This window comes from Pseudomonas sp. RIT-PI-a, assembly GCF_001187875.1.
GTDB lineage: Bacteria > Pseudomonadota > Gammaproteobacteria > Pseudomonadales > Pseudomonadaceae > Aquipseudomonas > Aquipseudomonas coleopterorum.
In genome coordinates, this window is sequence record NZ_LGIR01000032.1 from 81,773 (window position 1) to 97,119 (window position 15,347).

General features: G+C 62.7%; 14 protein-coding genes. 11 read left to right on the forward strand and 3 right to left on the reverse strand.

What is annotated here, in order from left to right:
• Positions 1-5 precede the first annotated feature (5 nt).
• On the forward strand, positions 6-2,609 hold the full coding sequence (locus AC788_RS18375) for a membrane-targeted effector domain-containing toxin (protein WP_152965768.1): 2,604 nt from the start codon (positions 6-8) through the stop codon (positions 2,607-2,609).
• 37 nt (positions 2,610-2,646) lie between these two features.
• On the opposite strand, the gene AC788_RS18380 is transcribed toward AC788_RS18375, so the two are convergent.
• A complete protein-coding gene (locus AC788_RS18380) occupies positions 2,647-3,621 on the reverse strand; it encodes a DnaJ C-terminal domain-containing protein (protein WP_049862001.1) in 975 nt (324 codons plus the stop codon).
• 235 nt (positions 3,622-3,856) lie between these two features.
• Here AC788_RS18380 and AC788_RS18385 point away from each other — a divergent pair, with 235 nt between their 5' ends.
• A complete protein-coding gene (locus AC788_RS18385) occupies positions 3,857-5,128 on the forward strand; it encodes an Hsp70 family protein (RefSeq protein WP_049862002.1) in 1,272 nt (423 codons plus the stop codon).
• A gap of 109 nt (positions 5,129-5,237) precedes the next feature.
• Here the strand turns inward: AC788_RS18385 and AC788_RS18390 are convergent, their stop codons facing one another.
• Positions 5,238-6,248: an AI-2E family transporter gene (locus AC788_RS18390; protein ID WP_049862003.1), complete on the reverse strand. Its 1,011-nt coding sequence runs from the start codon at positions 6,246-6,248 to the stop codon at positions 5,238-5,240.
• 240 nt (positions 6,249-6,488) lie between these two features.
• Between AC788_RS18390 and osmE the strand changes: the two genes are divergently transcribed.
• Positions 6,489-6,836, forward strand: coding sequence for an osmotically-inducible lipoprotein OsmE (gene osmE, locus AC788_RS18395; protein ID WP_049862004.1), 348 nt, complete (start codon positions 6,489-6,491; stop codon positions 6,834-6,836).
• Positions 6,837-7,019: 183 nt separating this feature from the next.
• Entirely contained in the window at positions 7,020-7,559 is a 540-nt protein-coding gene (locus tag AC788_RS18400; RefSeq protein WP_043191077.1) for a ferritin-like domain-containing protein, read from the forward strand.
• 169 nt (positions 7,560-7,728) lie between these two features.
• Here the strand turns inward: AC788_RS18400 and AC788_RS18405 are convergent, their stop codons facing one another.
• Entirely contained in the window at positions 7,729-9,801 is a 2,073-nt protein-coding gene (locus AC788_RS18405; RefSeq protein WP_049862005.1) for an AsmA family protein, read from the reverse strand.
• A 447-nt stretch (positions 9,802-10,248) separates the two neighbouring features.
• On the opposite strand from AC788_RS18405, the gene AC788_RS18410 reads away from it, so the two are divergent.
• From AC788_RS18410 to AC788_RS18440, 7 genes are all read left to right on the forward strand, one after another.
• Positions 10,249-10,785 carry a hypothetical protein gene (locus AC788_RS18410; RefSeq protein ID WP_049862006.1) on the forward strand — a complete coding sequence of 179 codons (537 nt, stop codon included), beginning with the start codon at positions 10,249-10,251 and terminating at the stop codon, positions 10,783-10,785.
• A 164-nt stretch (positions 10,786-10,949) separates the two neighbouring features.
• A complete protein-coding gene (locus AC788_RS18415) occupies positions 10,950-11,576 on the forward strand; it encodes a TetR family transcriptional regulator (RefSeq protein ID WP_049862007.1) in 627 nt (208 codons plus the stop codon).
• A 157-nt stretch (positions 11,577-11,733) separates the two neighbouring features.
• The gene (gene ureE / locus AC788_RS18420) at positions 11,734-12,234 is read left to right on the forward strand and encodes an urease accessory protein UreE (protein WP_049862008.1); all 501 of its coding nucleotides are present in this window, start codon (positions 11,734-11,736) and stop codon (positions 12,232-12,234) included.
• Positions 12,231-12,905 (forward strand): urease accessory protein UreF, encoded by a 675-nt coding sequence (locus AC788_RS18425; RefSeq protein ID WP_049862009.1) that lies wholly within the window; start codon positions 12,231-12,233, stop codon positions 12,903-12,905. The genes ureE and AC788_RS18425 overlap by 4 nt, the downstream gene beginning before the upstream one ends.
• Positions 12,906-12,915: 10 nt before the next feature.
• Positions 12,916-13,530 carry an urease accessory protein UreG gene (ureG, locus tag AC788_RS18430; RefSeq protein ID WP_049862010.1) on the forward strand — a complete coding sequence of 205 codons (615 nt, stop codon included), beginning with the start codon at positions 12,916-12,918 and terminating at the stop codon, positions 13,528-13,530.
• Positions 13,531-13,586: 56 nt separating this feature from the next.
• Positions 13,587-14,159: a HupE/UreJ family protein gene (locus AC788_RS18435; protein WP_049862011.1), complete on the forward strand. Its 573-nt coding sequence runs from the start codon at positions 13,587-13,589 to the stop codon at positions 14,157-14,159.
• 95 nt (positions 14,160-14,254) lie between these two features.
• A complete protein-coding gene (locus tag AC788_RS18440) occupies positions 14,255-15,343 on the forward strand; it encodes an AGE family epimerase/isomerase (RefSeq protein WP_049862012.1) in 1,089 nt (362 codons plus the stop codon).
• The last annotated feature ends 4 nt before the right edge of the window (positions 15,344-15,347 follow it).

Consider the following 15,347-nt stretch of genomic DNA (forward strand, 5'->3'; position numbering starts at 1 on the left):
GACACATGACCACCACACCCCCTATTGCGACCCCTGTCCCAACCCCCCTTACGGCGGCGATCGTGACGGCCGTTGCCGAGCGCTATTACCAACACTTTCCGGACGTACGCGAGTCGGCACGCGATTGGGGCATCAAGCTGCTGAAGTTCCATACTCATCTTGACCTGGATCCGGACCAAGTCTATTGGCACGACTTCGACAACGCCCAGACCAGTAGCCTGGCCTATACCGGCCAACAGCACATCGGCAAGCCGAAGGAAACGCTCACGGTCACCGAGCTGGTGCTGCGGCGCTTCAGAACCTTCTACCAGATCAACTTCGACCTGCTCGACCAGATGTCGGGCTTCTACACCGTCAAGGATGCGGGAATCTACAACGAGACCAACGAGGTACCGCTGGCGCCTTCGCAGATCATGAAGGAGTTCTGGGCGACCGATTTTTCCAGTCACTATCAGCGGCGCCTGAACGCCTTCCTGCGCGACTACGCCGACGACGGCCGGGTGCTGATCAAGATCCTGTTCTTCAGCTTCACCTGGAACGCCTACAACACAGGCGCATTGAGCAACAAACAGCTCAAACTGGTGTTCGATGCGTTCGCCGGGCCGATCGCCATACCACCTACGCTGGATGACCTGCAACGCCTGCATACTCAGCGCACCCTGGCGTCGGTCAAAAGTTTCACCCTGGGCGATCTGACCTCGTTCGACATCCTGCGCATCACCACCGCCGAAGGGCCGGAAATTCTGTACATGCCGGCGGGCTGGTTCAGAACCTTTCACAACGAGCAGCAGCTGTACGAGTGGATCGCCGAAACTGCCGCCGAAGAACCTGGCCGCGAGCGTCTGATCGGCCATTTCAATACCGCCGGAGAGTCCACGGTACCTCCCCGCAAACTGCTGCTCGCCACCCTCGAGCGCATTCGCACGACGCCTTGGCAATCAGGTCAGCGGTTGCTCAACGGCGTCAGCAAAGTGATCGACAAGGACGTGTTCACGTTCCTCTTCGACACGGTGCGCGAACGTCTCAAGCTCGATGCCAAAGAGCTTCTGGCCTCCAACCACGAACTGCGCAAGGAACTGTTCCTGATCGACCTGGAAGCCTTCATGCGCATCGTCACCCCGCTGGCTCCGGCGGATACGGGCGTCGCGCTGGTAGCGGTGGCAGCCGGTTCGATTGCCTTCGGCACGCACCTGGCCAAGGCCGTACACGGTGAGACCCGAGCGGCCCGTCAGGCCGCGTTCACAGCGGCGATACTGGATGCGTTGAACATTCTCCTGGATATGCCCATGTTGCGCGGGGTAGGCGACGATGCCATAGCCGAATTGGGAGGCTTCGAGGAACTGGGTGCTGCACTTGAACTGGATGAAACAGATCTGGCCCAGATCGACCGCATCGTTACCGGCAACTCGCAGTTGGATGCGGTGGCTACCCAGGAAGACCTGACCGGTCTGACCGAGGGCACAGGCATCTACCAAGGCATCTACACCACCGTTGAAGGCAACCACTACCTGCGCATGGACGGCAAGGTGTTTCAGGCCCTGCACATCGAAGCCCTGGACCGATGGGTGATCGTCGACCCCATTGCGCCACAGCAGATCATCGGAAGCTGGCCTGTGCAGAAGGACTGGATGGGCCGCTGGGAGCTGTTCACCCTGACCGCCCCCCAAGATCAGACGGCCGCAGCGGATGCACTGGCGGCGTTCGATACCGACCCCGGTTTTCGCGACATCACCACCATGCTCATCAGTCCCAACGCGCATCAGTTAATGACCGGACCCATCGACAGCGTTCTGCGCACCGCGCGCTCACAGCTGATCGAGCTTCGACAGACCCTGGGCAGCCAGGCCGAGGCGTTTTTCCAGGGTTCACTGCCTCAGATCAGCCCTAGATTGCCAGCGATCACCGTTGCCATGACGCCAAAAGAGTTCCTGACGCAGGTGTTCGCCATCAACAACGGTCTGGTGATCAATGAGGGGACCAACGCCGTGGGCAGCTGCCAGCTGTTGATCAAGTACATGTCAACGCTCAAGGCGCAGCAGGTCAAGACGCTGTATGTCCAGGGATTGCTCAAGGATCTGCACCAAACGGCGCTGGACGAGTTCGAGAAAACCGGCACGTTCTCCCGCGAGCTGGAAAAGCAACTGCGTACCCTGCACACCCGCGGTACCACGCTGGACACGGGGCGCTACACCCTTCGTCAGGTGCTGGTGGAGGCCCGTCGCCAGGGCATCAGTGTGAAAGCGCTGGACTGCGCGGCGAGCTTGTCCACCGACGGGCTGCAAACCCCCTCGGCGCATCTGGGCCAACGCATGCGCGTTTACTACGCGTACAAGCGCATCGAAGCGCTCCAGAGCGGCAAGCCAGATGAAAAGTGGCTGGCCTTGACCGATCAATTGCTGGCCAACCACCACAATCGCACCCCAGGGCTGGCCAACATCATGGGTACGCCGAGCCTGCGGGTCACGTGGGTGGACTTCGATCAGCCCCTGCGTTTCGCAGCAGATACGGGCGAGGTGCTGTCGCCGGGCTTGATCCCCATCCGTGGCGATATCAGCCTCAAGCTGCCATTGCCTGGCAAACCCACCGACAGCGAGACCCGGATTCGCTGACCACCCCGACTCGTGCCAGGCCTGAACGGATGCTCGATCAGCGCCCCCAGTCCTGCCGCGGGTCGAAGTCGGCATGCTGTGCCAAGGCCTGCCACGCGGCCTTGGTGCTCTCGTCGGCTGCTGGGGGCATGACCACCTTGATCTGCGCGAACAGGTCACCGCGCCCGCCCTGCTTGTTCTTCAGGCCCATGCCCTTGACCCGCAGGCGCTGACCGTTCTGGCTGTCCGGGCGGATCGTCAGGTTGATCCGGCCGGTCAAAGTGGGCACGGCGACCTTGGTGCCCAACGCTACTTCCCACGGCGCCAACGGTACCTGAATCACCAGGTCGCCGGCATCCACCTCGAACAATGGATGGGCTGCCAGACGCAAGGTCAGGAACAGATCGCCGCTGGCACCGCCGGCGACGCCCGGCGCGCCCTGGCCCTTGAGGCGAATGCGTTCGCCGTCGGCAACGCCTGCGGGAATCTTCACATTGAGGTTCTTGACCACATCGGTCAGGCGCTGACCGCCGGCGTTGTATTGCGGCACCTTGAAGCTGATCTTCTTCGACTCGTCGGCCAGGGTTTCTTCAAGCGAAATCGACAGCTCCATCTCCACGTCCTGCCCGTTGCGCGCCGGGCTGCGCTGCTGCCCACCCCGCCCGAACGGATTGCCACCGGCCGCACCGCGACCACCGCCGCTGTTGCCGAAGATGGTGCTGAAGAAATCCGAAAAATCGCCGGCGCTTTCCTCATGGAAACCACCGCCGCCACGCCCCTGCCAGCCCGGCGGCCCCTGGAACGGGCGACCGTGCTGGCCGTATTTGCGCAGCTCGTCGTATTCGGCGCGCTTGTCGGCATTGCTCAGCGCTTCGTAGGCCTCGCTTGCTTCCTTGAACTTGTCCTCGGCGTCCTTTTCCTTGCTGACGTCGGGGTGATATTTACGCGCAAGCTTGCGGTAGGCGGTCTTGATCGCCTTCTCGTCCGCCGTCGGCTCTACGCCCAGAATCTTGTAGTAGTCTTTGAAATCCATCTAAGCATCACCATCAATGAGCGAATGCGCGCCGCCCGCGCCTATTGGTCGGACTCGGCAACGCATGGGAAGTTTATCGGCTGCAGGCCACTGGATGTGAACAGTGAGTTGTACAGCCCGGTCGATGGCTAGAAGGTTGGGGCCGCCGGCGCACTTTCAAGACAGCCGCGGCTCTTGATTCTGTACGCAACTGGCATACACTGCGCGGCCGTTTTTTGAACAGACCCGCCTTGCCATGAAAAACGCATCCCCGGCCCGCGCCTGCGGCATCGACTTCGGCACCTCCAACTCCACTGTCGGCTGGCATCGCCCGGGCAGCGAGACGCTGATCGCGCTGGAAGAGGGCAAGATCACCCTGCCTTCGGTGATCTTCTTCAACTTCGAAGAGCGACGTCCGGTTTACGGTCGCCTGGCCCTGCATGAATACCTGGAGGGCTATGAAGGCCGTCTGATGCGTTCGCTCAAGAGCCTGCTGGGCTCCAAGCTGATCAAGCACGACACCAGCGTGCTGGGCACGGCGATGCCGTTCAAGGACTTGCTCGGGCTGTTCATCGGCGAACTCAAGCAGCGTGCCGAGGCCAACGCTGGTCGTGCATTCGACCAGGTCGTGCTGGGCCGTCCGGTGCATTTCGTCGACGACGACGCGGCCGCCGACCAGGAAGCCGAAGACACCCTGGCCGAGGTGGCGAAAAAGGTCGGCTTCAAGGACGTGTCGTTCCAGTTCGAGCCCATTGCAGCCGCCTTCGATTACGAGTCCACCATCGAACGTGAAGAACTGGTGCTGATCGTCGACATTGGCGGTGGTACGTCCGACTTTTCCCTGGTGCGCCTGGCGCCCGAGCGCCGTGGGCTGGACGACCGTGCCGAGGACATCCTGGCCACTGGTGGCGTGCACATCGGCGGGACTGACTTCGACAAGCAGCTCAGCCTGCAAGGCGTCATGCCGTTGTTCGGCTATGGCAGCCGGATGAAGAGCGGCGCCTTCATGCCGACCAGCCACCACATGAACCTGGCCACCTGGCACACCATCAACTCGGTGTACCTGCAGAAGTCGCAGCTGGCCCTTGGCAGCATGCGCTATGACATCCAGGACACCGACGGTATCGACCGCCTGTTCAAGCTGATCGAGCAGAAAGCCGGACACTGGCTGGCCATGGAAGTGGAAGAGACCAAGATCCAGCTGACCGAGGCGGCCAGTCGCCACGTGCCGCTGGACCGGATCGAGTCGGGCTTGAGCGTGGAGCTGACCCGGGCGTTGTTCGAGGCCGCCATCGACAACCTGCTCGAGCGCGTGCGCGGCAGTGTCGGCGAATTGCTGATCAAGGCGGGCGTAGGCGTGGAGCAGGTCGACACGGTGTTCTTCACCGGCGGTTCGAGCGGCATCCCGGCGCTGCGCAACAGCGTTGCGGCAATGCTGCCCAATGCGCGGCATGTGGAAGGCAACATTTTCGGCAGCATCGGCAGCGGCCTGGCCATCGAGGCGCGCAAGCGCTACGGCACGGAGTAAGGCAGGTTCGGCCTCTTCGCGGGCAGAGCCCGCTCCCACAGAGTTCCCACAATACCTGTGGGAGCGGGGCGGGCGGCGAGCCATCTGCCCGCGAAGAGGCCAGTAAGCTTTACACCAACTGAGCCTGCTTCAACTCACTCTTCAGATAGGCATAGTAGATCGGCCCCGCCACCACCCCGGGCAGCCCGAAGGCTGCCTCGAAGATCAGCATCGCCAGCAGCAGCTCCCACGACTTGGCACTGATCTGCCCACCGACGATCCGCGCGTTGAGGAAGTACTCGACCTTGTGGATGAGTATCAGATAACCCAGCGCCGCCATGGCCACCCAGATCGACAGTGACAGCCCGACGATGGTGATCAAGGTGTTCGAGATCAGGTTGCCGATCACCGGCAACAGCCCGAGCAGGAAGGTCAGCACGATGAGGGTCTTGGTCAGCGGCAGCTTGATCCCGCATAGCGGCAGTACCACGGCCAGGAAAATGGCCGTGAAGAAGGTGTTCAGCAGGGAAATCTTGATCTGCGCGAAGACGATGTTGCGAAAGGCCCGCACCAGCAACGCCAGACGGTCGAACAGCGCCGCCGCCAGGGGCTTGCGCTGGTCGGGATCGGGAATCGCCTGCAGCGCGATGATGGCGCCCAGCACCATGCCGATCAGCAAGGTCACGAACATGTGCGCGGCATCCTTGCCGACCAGTTGCAGATCGCTCAGGTGCTTGCTTAGCCAGCCGCTGATGGCCACGCGAAATTCGGCGGCGCTGGCCGGCAGGTAGGCGTCGATGAAGGGCGGCAACTGGCCGCGCGCACGATCGACCACGCCCATGAACTTGTTCAGCGAAGCACCCGGGTTTTCCGCTTCGTGCAAAACGAAGCTGATGACGCCAGCGAACAGCAGCGCCAGGCTGCTGACCACCAGAGTGCCCAGCAGCGCCACCGCCACCCACCGCGCACGACGCCCGGCGATCAATCGCTCCAGCTGCGGAGTCAGCATGTTGACCAGTTCGAACACCAGCAAGCCCGCCAACAGGCTGGGCAGCAGGCGCATCGGCAAGACCAGCAAAAGGCCGCCAAACACCAGAATCCAGCTGGCGATCAGCACTTGACGCGAAGAGAACATGGGCATAAAGCCTCAGAAGCGAGCGATTCGAAAGGACAGGCAGTCTGCCAGCGTTGCGAGCGAAGGGCCAGTAGACGAACGCATGCGCGGCCCCGGCTAAATTGCGTCATTTGTTTTCCAGCGTGGGCTGCCCGTGGACGGCCTGGCCAGCCAGTCGACGGGCGAAAAATTTCAGAACTATCGTCTCCTCACCACGCTCCAAACCAGCACGGGGCCACTCTCGGCCCATCGAAGGAGCGACTCCCCATGTACAAGCAATCCTTGGCTGCACTGTGTGTCATCGCCTCGCTGGCTGGCTGTTCCTCGAACACCACCGTGCAGAACCCGGTGGACTTCGTGACCTATCGCGACGCACCGCTGGTCAAGCAGGTCGAGAAAGGCATGACCATGCAGCAGGTCCTGGCCATCGGCGGCACACCGTCGACCGTCGTTGCAGGCACCGCCAACTCCGCCTACGGCACTTGCAACAACTACATCCTCAACCGTGAAGGCCATCAACAGCCTTACTACGTCAGCTTCGACAGCTCGGGCCGTGTCGCGACCAAGGGCTTCATGACCTGCGAGCAGCGCAAGCTGAACGAAACCGCGCCGTAATCCTGCTTCAGGCGGCTGACGAAAGGCCCTCCCCAGGCCATTTGTAATAAAACTTTTCGTCGCCGCCGCCACTCACATTCCTGTAGCGACATTCATGCAATGACGCATCTGCACCGATCCCGCCGGGTTCCGAATTCGGAACAACAGAGCGCGACGGCTCAAACCGTATAGCTGGAGATAGACATGCTGAACCTCGAAACTTCCCAACTGACATCCGTACAAGACCTGCGTGCCCGCGCACGTCAGAACGTCGATCAAGGCGCCGTCACCGAAGGCTACAACGCCGACCGCGAAGAGATCATCAAACTGCTCAACGGCTCGCTGGCCACCGAACTGGTGTGCGTGCTGCGCTACAAGCGCCACTACTTCATGGCCAGTGGCCTGAAGGCCAGCATTGCGGCCGATGAATTCCTCGAGCACGCCGAGCAGGAAGCCGAACACGCCGACAAGTTGGCCGAGCGCATCGTGCAACTGGGCGGCGAACCGGAATTCAACCCGGACCTGCTGAGCAAGAACTCCCACGCACAATACGTGGCAGGCAACACCCTCAAGGAAATGGTCTACGAAGACCTGGTGGCCGAGCGGATCGCTATCGACAGCTACCGCGAAATCATCCAGTACATCGGTGACAAGGACCCTACCACTCGCCGCATCTTCGAAGACATCCTGGCCCAGGAAGAAGAACACGCCGACGACATGGCCGACATTTACAACGCGCTGTAATCGTCAGTCGCAGGCCCCAAGCCAGAACTCAGGTTCTGGCTTTTTTGTGCCCGGTCATTTTGCCTGCACCCCGTAGGAGCGGTCCGTGGCCGCGAAACAGGCGACCCGATGCAATTGACACACCGCAGCGCCTGGTTCGCGGCCACGGAACGCTCCTACAGAAACCGGCTCAGGATCCAGGTACCGTCTTCGGTGCCTTGCCCGCCTTCATCTGCTGCAGCAGCGGCGTGCACTGGTTCGGCTCACCACCGCTGGGTGCCACCAGCGCCAACAGGCCTGCCGCAGGCCCGATGGTCGCGCCAAGGGCGACCATGCCAGCCCCGCGCAACAACAACGGTACCGCCTGCACGCCGGCATTGGGCTTGGCGAACGGGCCGCGCACGTACAGCGGCGAGCGCAGCGACAGCAGGCGGAAACCCTTGGACTCCGGCGAGATCTTCAGGTCCAGCTGTTCCTGCTTGAAATTCACCGTGCCATCGATGTAGATGATCGCGTTCTCGGTATCGAAGACGAACAGATCGGTGCTGGCCAGCCCGTTCTTGATGCCCAGCGATGCAGCGGCACAGTTGATGTCCACCTCCTTGTCACCGAAGATCTTGCCGACCAGGTAGTTGCCGACGTTCAACCCGGCAATCTCCATCAGGTCGCGGCTCACCGCGCCATCATTGACGAGCATTTTCAGATTGCCATTGGCCGTCCCCAGCAGCGCCGCCACCGAATTGCCGGTGCCGGCAATGTCGGCGTCGCCGTTGAGCTGACCGAAGCTGGTGCGCATGGGTTCGAACGAGGGGAACAGTTGCTTGAGCTGAAAGCCGCGCGCGGTCAGTTTGGCCCGACCCTGCAACGGCGTGGTGCGGCCGTTCAGCGAGATCTGTGCATCGAGCTTGCCGCCGGCCACGCCGAAGCGCAGCGGTTCCAGGCGCAGGTTGCCGTCGTCCAGCACGACATGGGTGTACAGGTCAGTGAACGGCAGGTCTTCGCTGTGGACGATCTTGCGCCCGGTGAACTCGACGTCGGCGTCCATGGCGCGCCAGCGGTCGGTCTTGAACTCTTCCACCGGCAGGACCTTGCCGGCCGGTTGCTTGCTCGCTCCGCCGCGGGCCTTCTGTTCTGCATTGGAGTCGGCACCGATCAACGGCTTGAGGTCGGCGAACAGCAATTGGTTGGACACCAGCGCGCCGCTCAGCTTTGGCCGAGGCTGGCTGGCGACGAAGCCCAGGTTGCCATGGATGTCGCTGTTGCCGATCTTGCCGTTGAAATCCTCATAGCGAAACGACGCGCCGCCAGGCTCGTGCAGCTTGACCAACAAGTGCCCATCGGTTTCGTACGCGGGAGAATCCGGCAGGGTCACGCCGGTCAGTGGGTAGAGATTGCCCAGGCTGCTGCCACTCAGGCGCAGGCGCAAATCGAGCGCGCCCAGGTTGCGCGGATCGGTCAGAGTGCCGGCAACCGCAGCGCGGGTGTCGGCGATACGCACATCGACCTGCACGGGAAACGGCCGAGTAGCGTCCTGCAGCGCCAACAGCCCTCCAATCTTGCCCGAGCCCGAGAGCGGCAGGTCCTTGTAGCGACCATCGACCTTGAAGCCGAACGCGTAGTCCTGCGCACTGGCACCTTGGTCGGCGACTTTCTTGGCCGCACCGCTGCCGACGATGTCGCTGAACGGAATGGGTTTACCCAATGGGTCGATCAACACCTTGACCGAAGTCTTGAGCGTCTGGTCGTCGAACGCCACCACGCCTTTGTCGAAGCCGATGGAGCCAATGTCCATGACCCACTTGGACGGTTCGGCGTCGGGGTCCTTTTCGTCGAACTGGAAGGTCCAGTTGGCGCGACCATCGGCCAGACGTTGCAGAGAGACATCGGGACCGGTCAGGTCGATACGCGGTATGACCACGCGCTGGGCCAGCAGCGGCAGTGGGGAAAGACGAAATTCGACCTTCTGCAGGCTGGCCATCTGAGGTTTCGACGACCAATCGGGGTTGCCCAGGGTGATGTCCTGGGCGACGAAACGCGGCCACGGTACCCAGGCACGCCAGCCACCTTCATCCTCTTCACGCTGCCAATGCACGGCGAGGTCACCATTGATGGCAAAGGGACGATGCAAGGCTTCGGAAACCTTTTCGTTAAGCGTGGGTTTGATTCGATTCCAATCGAAGGTGGCGATCACCACTACCACTATCAGCAGCAGGACCAACAGGCTGCCCAGGGTCCAGGCGACGATTTTACGTGGGCGCGTCATTGCGGGCTCCTTGAGACTGCGTGCTCCCGCGAGCACAGGGGGTACTACCAACAAGGGTAGGACTGATAAACGCCTTGAGGGTTTAGTTTTTGGGTTTTTCGAGCCCGGACGCGGCTTGCGCCGCTGCTACACGGATCGTGGTATGCCCCTGTAGCAGCGGCGCAAGCCGCGTCGGCGGTGCATGGGATCCGCCCGATAAAACGCGTCCAATCCGAAATATGCATGCGTCATTCACTATCAACGTTACCGATGGTGACGCCCGACAACGGTGCCCAAGCCCGCGAAAATCCCCGCACTGGTGCACTGAAACCTTCGATCTAGAGCCCTCGCGGCAAAACATCATTTTCGTTGATTGTTACCATTGCCTTTATGAACTTTTCTATCGAATTTCAAAGAGTAGCATTGGCTCTGTACCCAATTTCTGCCCTCCCAAGGAGCGCCTACATCATGAAACGCCAATTGCTGCTTTCCCTGACCCTGTCCGTCCTCGCTGCCAACGCTTTCGCCATGCCAGCGGCGGATCAAAGTGTTTCCGCCGAGCTTCGCTCCAGTGCTGCCAGCTACAGCCAGCCCTACCTGGCCGAGGATGGCTCGGACCGTACCCCACAAGGCACTGTTGCTGAGAACGGTTCGGACCGCACCCCTCAGGCCACCTTCGCTGAAGATGGTTCGGATCGCACCCCACAAGGCACCTTCGCCGAGAACGGTTCCGATCGCACCCCTCAGGCCACCTTCGCTGAGGACGGTTCGGACCGCACGCCACAAGGCACCTTCGCCGAGAACGGTTCCGATCGCACCCCTCAGGCCACCTTCGCTGAAGACGGTTCGGATCGCACCCCACAAGGCACCTTCGCCGAGAACGGTTCCGATCGCACCCCTCAGGCCACCTTCGCTGAAGACGGTTCGGATCGCACTCCACAAGGCACCTTCGCCGAGAATGGCTCGCAGCGCCTGCTCGATCGTCAAGACCAAGCCAACGCATGAGCCTGGTGTTCGAGGTCTCCGACAAAGCCCGGTTTCTCCAGACCGGGCTTTCCGATCCAGCCTGACCTGTCGTTGATGCAACCCCTCGCCCCGCCTTCCTGGTTCGACGCCCAGCCTGTCAATTTGCTCGAGTCCTTCGCTGCCCTTGCATAGAAGCACCGTCGATGTTGCCGCGCGCCGAACAGAAACAGCAGACCCGCCTTGCCCTCCTCGAAGCCACACGCCAATTGATGGCGGCCGGCCGAGGCTTCGGCAGTATCAGCCTGCGCGAAGTCGCCAAGGCTGCCGGTATCGTACCGACCGGCTTCTACCGCCATTTCGACGACATGGACCAGCTCGGTCTGGCCCTGGTCAACGAAGTCGACGCCACGTTCCGCGCCACCCTGCGCCTGGTTCGTCACCATGAAATCGTGGTCGGCGGGCTCACCGCAGCCTCGGTGCGCATCTTTCTCGATGGCGTAGCCGCCAACCGCCCGCAGTTCCTGTTCCTCGCCCGCGAGCAATACGGCGGTTCCCTGCCCGTGCGCCAGGCCATCGCCACCCTGCGCGCAGGCATCAGCGCGGACCTGGCGACAGACCTGGGCTCCATGCCCAAATGGCAGCACCTGGACAGTGCCTCGCTGCAGGTCATGGCCGACCTGGTGGTCAAGGCCGTGTTCGCCACGTTGCCGGAACTCATCGACCCTCCGGCACCCGACCTGCCGGCTCACCTGACGCCCGAAGCGAAGATCAGCCAGCAACTGCGCTTCATCTTCATCGGCGCCAAGTACTGGAAAGGGCTCACCCAGTAACCTTCGCGCCCCATACTGGTGCCGGCATATTTTCAAGGCACTGAAGTGGTGCGCGACACCGCCCCTTTTTCTGGCAACAGCCAAGCGCTGGCGTTGATCCACGGGTTGGCAAGACACTTGCTCTGCATTGGCCACTGCCTTCAAAAGGACGCCACCAATGCTGGTTATTCACCGCCGAATCGCGCCTGCGGACCAATGGGCTGCCGAGCTGCACCTGAACTTCGAGGCCCGCAGCAAAAGTCGCCTGCGCTGTTTCAGTGCCGAGGGTGAAGATGTCGGGCTGTTTCTCGAACGCGGCCAGCCTCCCTTGCACGACGGCGAATGCCTGCAGGCCGAAGACGGTCGAGTGGTACGGGTGTGCGCCCGTCCCGAGGAACTGCTGCACGTCACCTGCGCAAGCGCCTTCGAACTGACCCGCGCCGCCTACCACCTGGGCAATCGCCACGTCGCCCTGCAAGTCGGTGACGGCTGGCTGCGTCTGCTTGACGACTACGTGCTCAAGGCCATGCTCGAACAGCTCGGCGCACAGACCCAGACCCTGCTCGCTCCTTTTCAACCCGAGCACGGCGCCTACGGCGGTGGTCACCACCATTCGCGCCACGGCGAAGAAGGCTTCAACTACGCGCCCAAACTGCATCAGTTCGGCGTACGCACGTGAACAACGCCTGGGCCCTGCTGCGCCTGGCTAGCCCACAGTTGCCGATCGGTGGCTACAGCTATTCGCAGGGCCTGGAAATGGCCGTGGAAAACGGCACGGTCAACGATGCACAGAGCGCCCAGCACTGGATCGCCGACCAACTGCTGCTCAACCTGGCGCGTTTCGAAGCGCCCCTGCTGCTCGCTCATTGCATGGCCGCAGCCCAAGACGACTGGGGGCAGCTGCTGGAACTGAGCGCCGAACACCGCGCGAGCCGGGAGACCCGCGAGCTGCAACTGGAGAGTCGGCAGATGGGCTACTCGCTCAAGCAACTCCTGCTCGGACTTGCCGAACTGGATATCCCAGCCCGTCGCTACCTGGCTCAGATCGAAGAACCTCACTTGGCCCTGGGCTGGGCGCTGGCTGCACGGGCCTGGAACATCCCCGCGCAGGACGCGCTGGCCGCCTGGCTGTGGAGCTGGCTGGAGAACCAGCTGGCGGTGCTCATGAAGACCTTGCCCTTGGGCCAGCAGGCCGCCCAGCGGCTCACCACTCAACTGCTACCGACCCTGCAGCTGGCCCAGCGCAATGCCACCGAACTGGATCCTCAACACTACGGCAGTGCCGCCTTCGGCCTGTCCCTGGCGAGCATGGCCCACGAACGCCAGTACAGCCGCCTGTTCCGTTCCTAGGAGAATCACCATGAATACCCAACCCCTGCGTGTCGGTATCGGAGGCCCGGTAGGCTCCGGCAAGACCGCGCTGACCCTGGCCCTGTGCCTGGCCCTGCGCGAGCGCTACAACCTGGCGGTGGTCACCAACGACATCTATACCCGTGAAGATGCCGATTTTCTGGTACGCAATCAGGCGCTCGCCCCCGAACGCATCATCGGCGTGGAAACCGGCGGCTGCCCGCACACCGCCATTCGCGAGGACGCTTCCATCAACCTGGAAGCGGTGGACCAGCTCAATCGGCGTTTTCCGGGCCTGGACCTGATCCTCGTGGAATCGGGTGGCGACAACCTGTCCGCCACCTTCAGCCCAGAGCTTTCGGACCTGACCATCTACGTGATCGATGTGTCCGCTGGCGACAAGCTGCCGCGCAAGGGCGGCCCCGGTATCTGCAAGTCCGACCTGCTGGTGATCAACAAGATCGACCTGGCACCGCTGGTGGGCGCATCACTGGAGATGATGGACGGCGACACCCGGCGCATGCGCGGCGAAAAGCCGTTCGTCTTCAGCAATCAGAAGACCGGCCAGGGCCTGGAGCAGATCATTGCCTTCATTGAGCGCCAGGGCTTGCTCGACGCCGCCTGAGCCGTTGCCATCCTTGCTTTCATTGCAGTGAACACGACGATAAGGAAAACATCCACATGACCTTCAAGACGCTCTTCACCTGTGCAGCCCTGCTGCTGACTCCAGCTGTGGCCTTCGCCCATCCGGGCCATGGCGACAACGGCCTGCTGGCCGGTATCGGCCACCCCCTGGGCGGCCTCGATCATTTGCTGGCCATGCTCGCCGTAGGCCTTTGGGCGGCGCAGCAACAAGGTGCAGCGCGCTGGGCGTTGCCGTGCACCTTCGTCGGCACCATGCTCATCGGTGGTCTGCTGGGCTTTGGGGGCCTGCAACTGCCCGCGCTGGAAAGCGGCATTGCCGCTTCGGTGCTGGCGCTGGGTCTGGCCGTGGCGCTGGCGGTGCGGCCACCGCTGGTCCTGGCCGTGGTCGCCACGGCGCTGTTCGCCCTGTTTCACGGCGTGGCCCATGGCCTGGAGCTGCCGGACATGTCCAGCCCCGTCGCCTATGCGGCCGGCTTCGTCGCCGCCACCGCTGCACTGCATGCGGCCGGCTATGCCGTCGTGCGGTTCCTGCCCAAGGCCGCGGCGCCGCTGGTGCGCGTGGCCGGTGCGCTGTCGGCATTGACCGGCGCCTGGTTGCTGGCCGGCTGATTGCGGCACGCCCCCCTGCCTGGGGGGCCTTGCTTTAGGAGCCGTGACCGACACCTGCTACCATGTCACGCAAAACGCCTCCGATGATCCCGCCAATGCCTGACCCATCGCTGCACGCCGCCCTGGCGGCCACTCAAGCGCACTTTCGCGACATCGTCCTGCCATTGTGGCAAGGCGCCGGCTTCAACACCGAACTGGGCCTGCCGTTCGAAGCGGTGAACGCCACTGGCCAGCCGTTGCCGGCGCAGCGCTATCGCGCCATGGCGTGCGCTCGTCAGCTGTACGTGTTTTCCAGTCTGATCGACCAGCCCGGTGCCCGCGAACACGCCGCCACCCTGTTCCGCTCCCTGCAACGGCATTTCCACGATGCCGAGCACGGCGGTTGGTTCTACAGCATCGACGCGCAAGGTGCACCGCTGGATCGGCGCAAGGACCTGTACACCCACGCCTTCATCGTCTTCGCCTGTGCCCACTACTGGGAAAAGGTGCGCGAGCCGCTGGTGGAGTCGGTGCTCAACGCCGCCCTGGAAGTGATCGCCACCCGGTTTTCCACAGGCGACGGCCTCTACGAAGCCCTGCTCGGCGAAGACTGGCGCGATCAGGGCGCAGGCCCTCTGCAGAACCCCTTGATGCACCTGGCAGAAGCCTTCCTGGCAACCCTGGCCGTGCGTGACGATAAGCCCACCCAGGCGGCGCTGCTGGCCCTGTGCGAGGCCATGCAGGCGCGTTTCGTGGAACCCGAGCACGGCATCATGCTGGAGAAGCCGCGCGGTGCTGTGGATAACTGGTTCGAACCGGGCCATCAGTTCGAGTGGCTGTTTCTCGTGCAGACCTCACCGCTGCTGCAGGGCAGCGCCCTGCACCGCTCCCTGCAGCGCGCCTTCGCTTATGCACAAGGCACCGGCGTGCAGGATGGGGTGGTGATGGCGATGCTCAAGCTCGACGGCGAGGTCCTCGACGCCACTCAACGCATCTGGGCGCAGGCGGAGTACCTGCGGGCCCTGACGCTGCAGCCTGATGCCGATGTCGGCGCGCAGTTGCAGGTATTGCGCGAGCGCTTCCTGCACGGCGCCGGCTGGCACGAGTGCCGCGATGGCGAGGGGATGGTCAGCCGTACCGACATGCCATCGACCACCCCCTACCACCTGCTGACCTGCTACCAGGGGCTGCAGGCGTTCGTCTGATCCC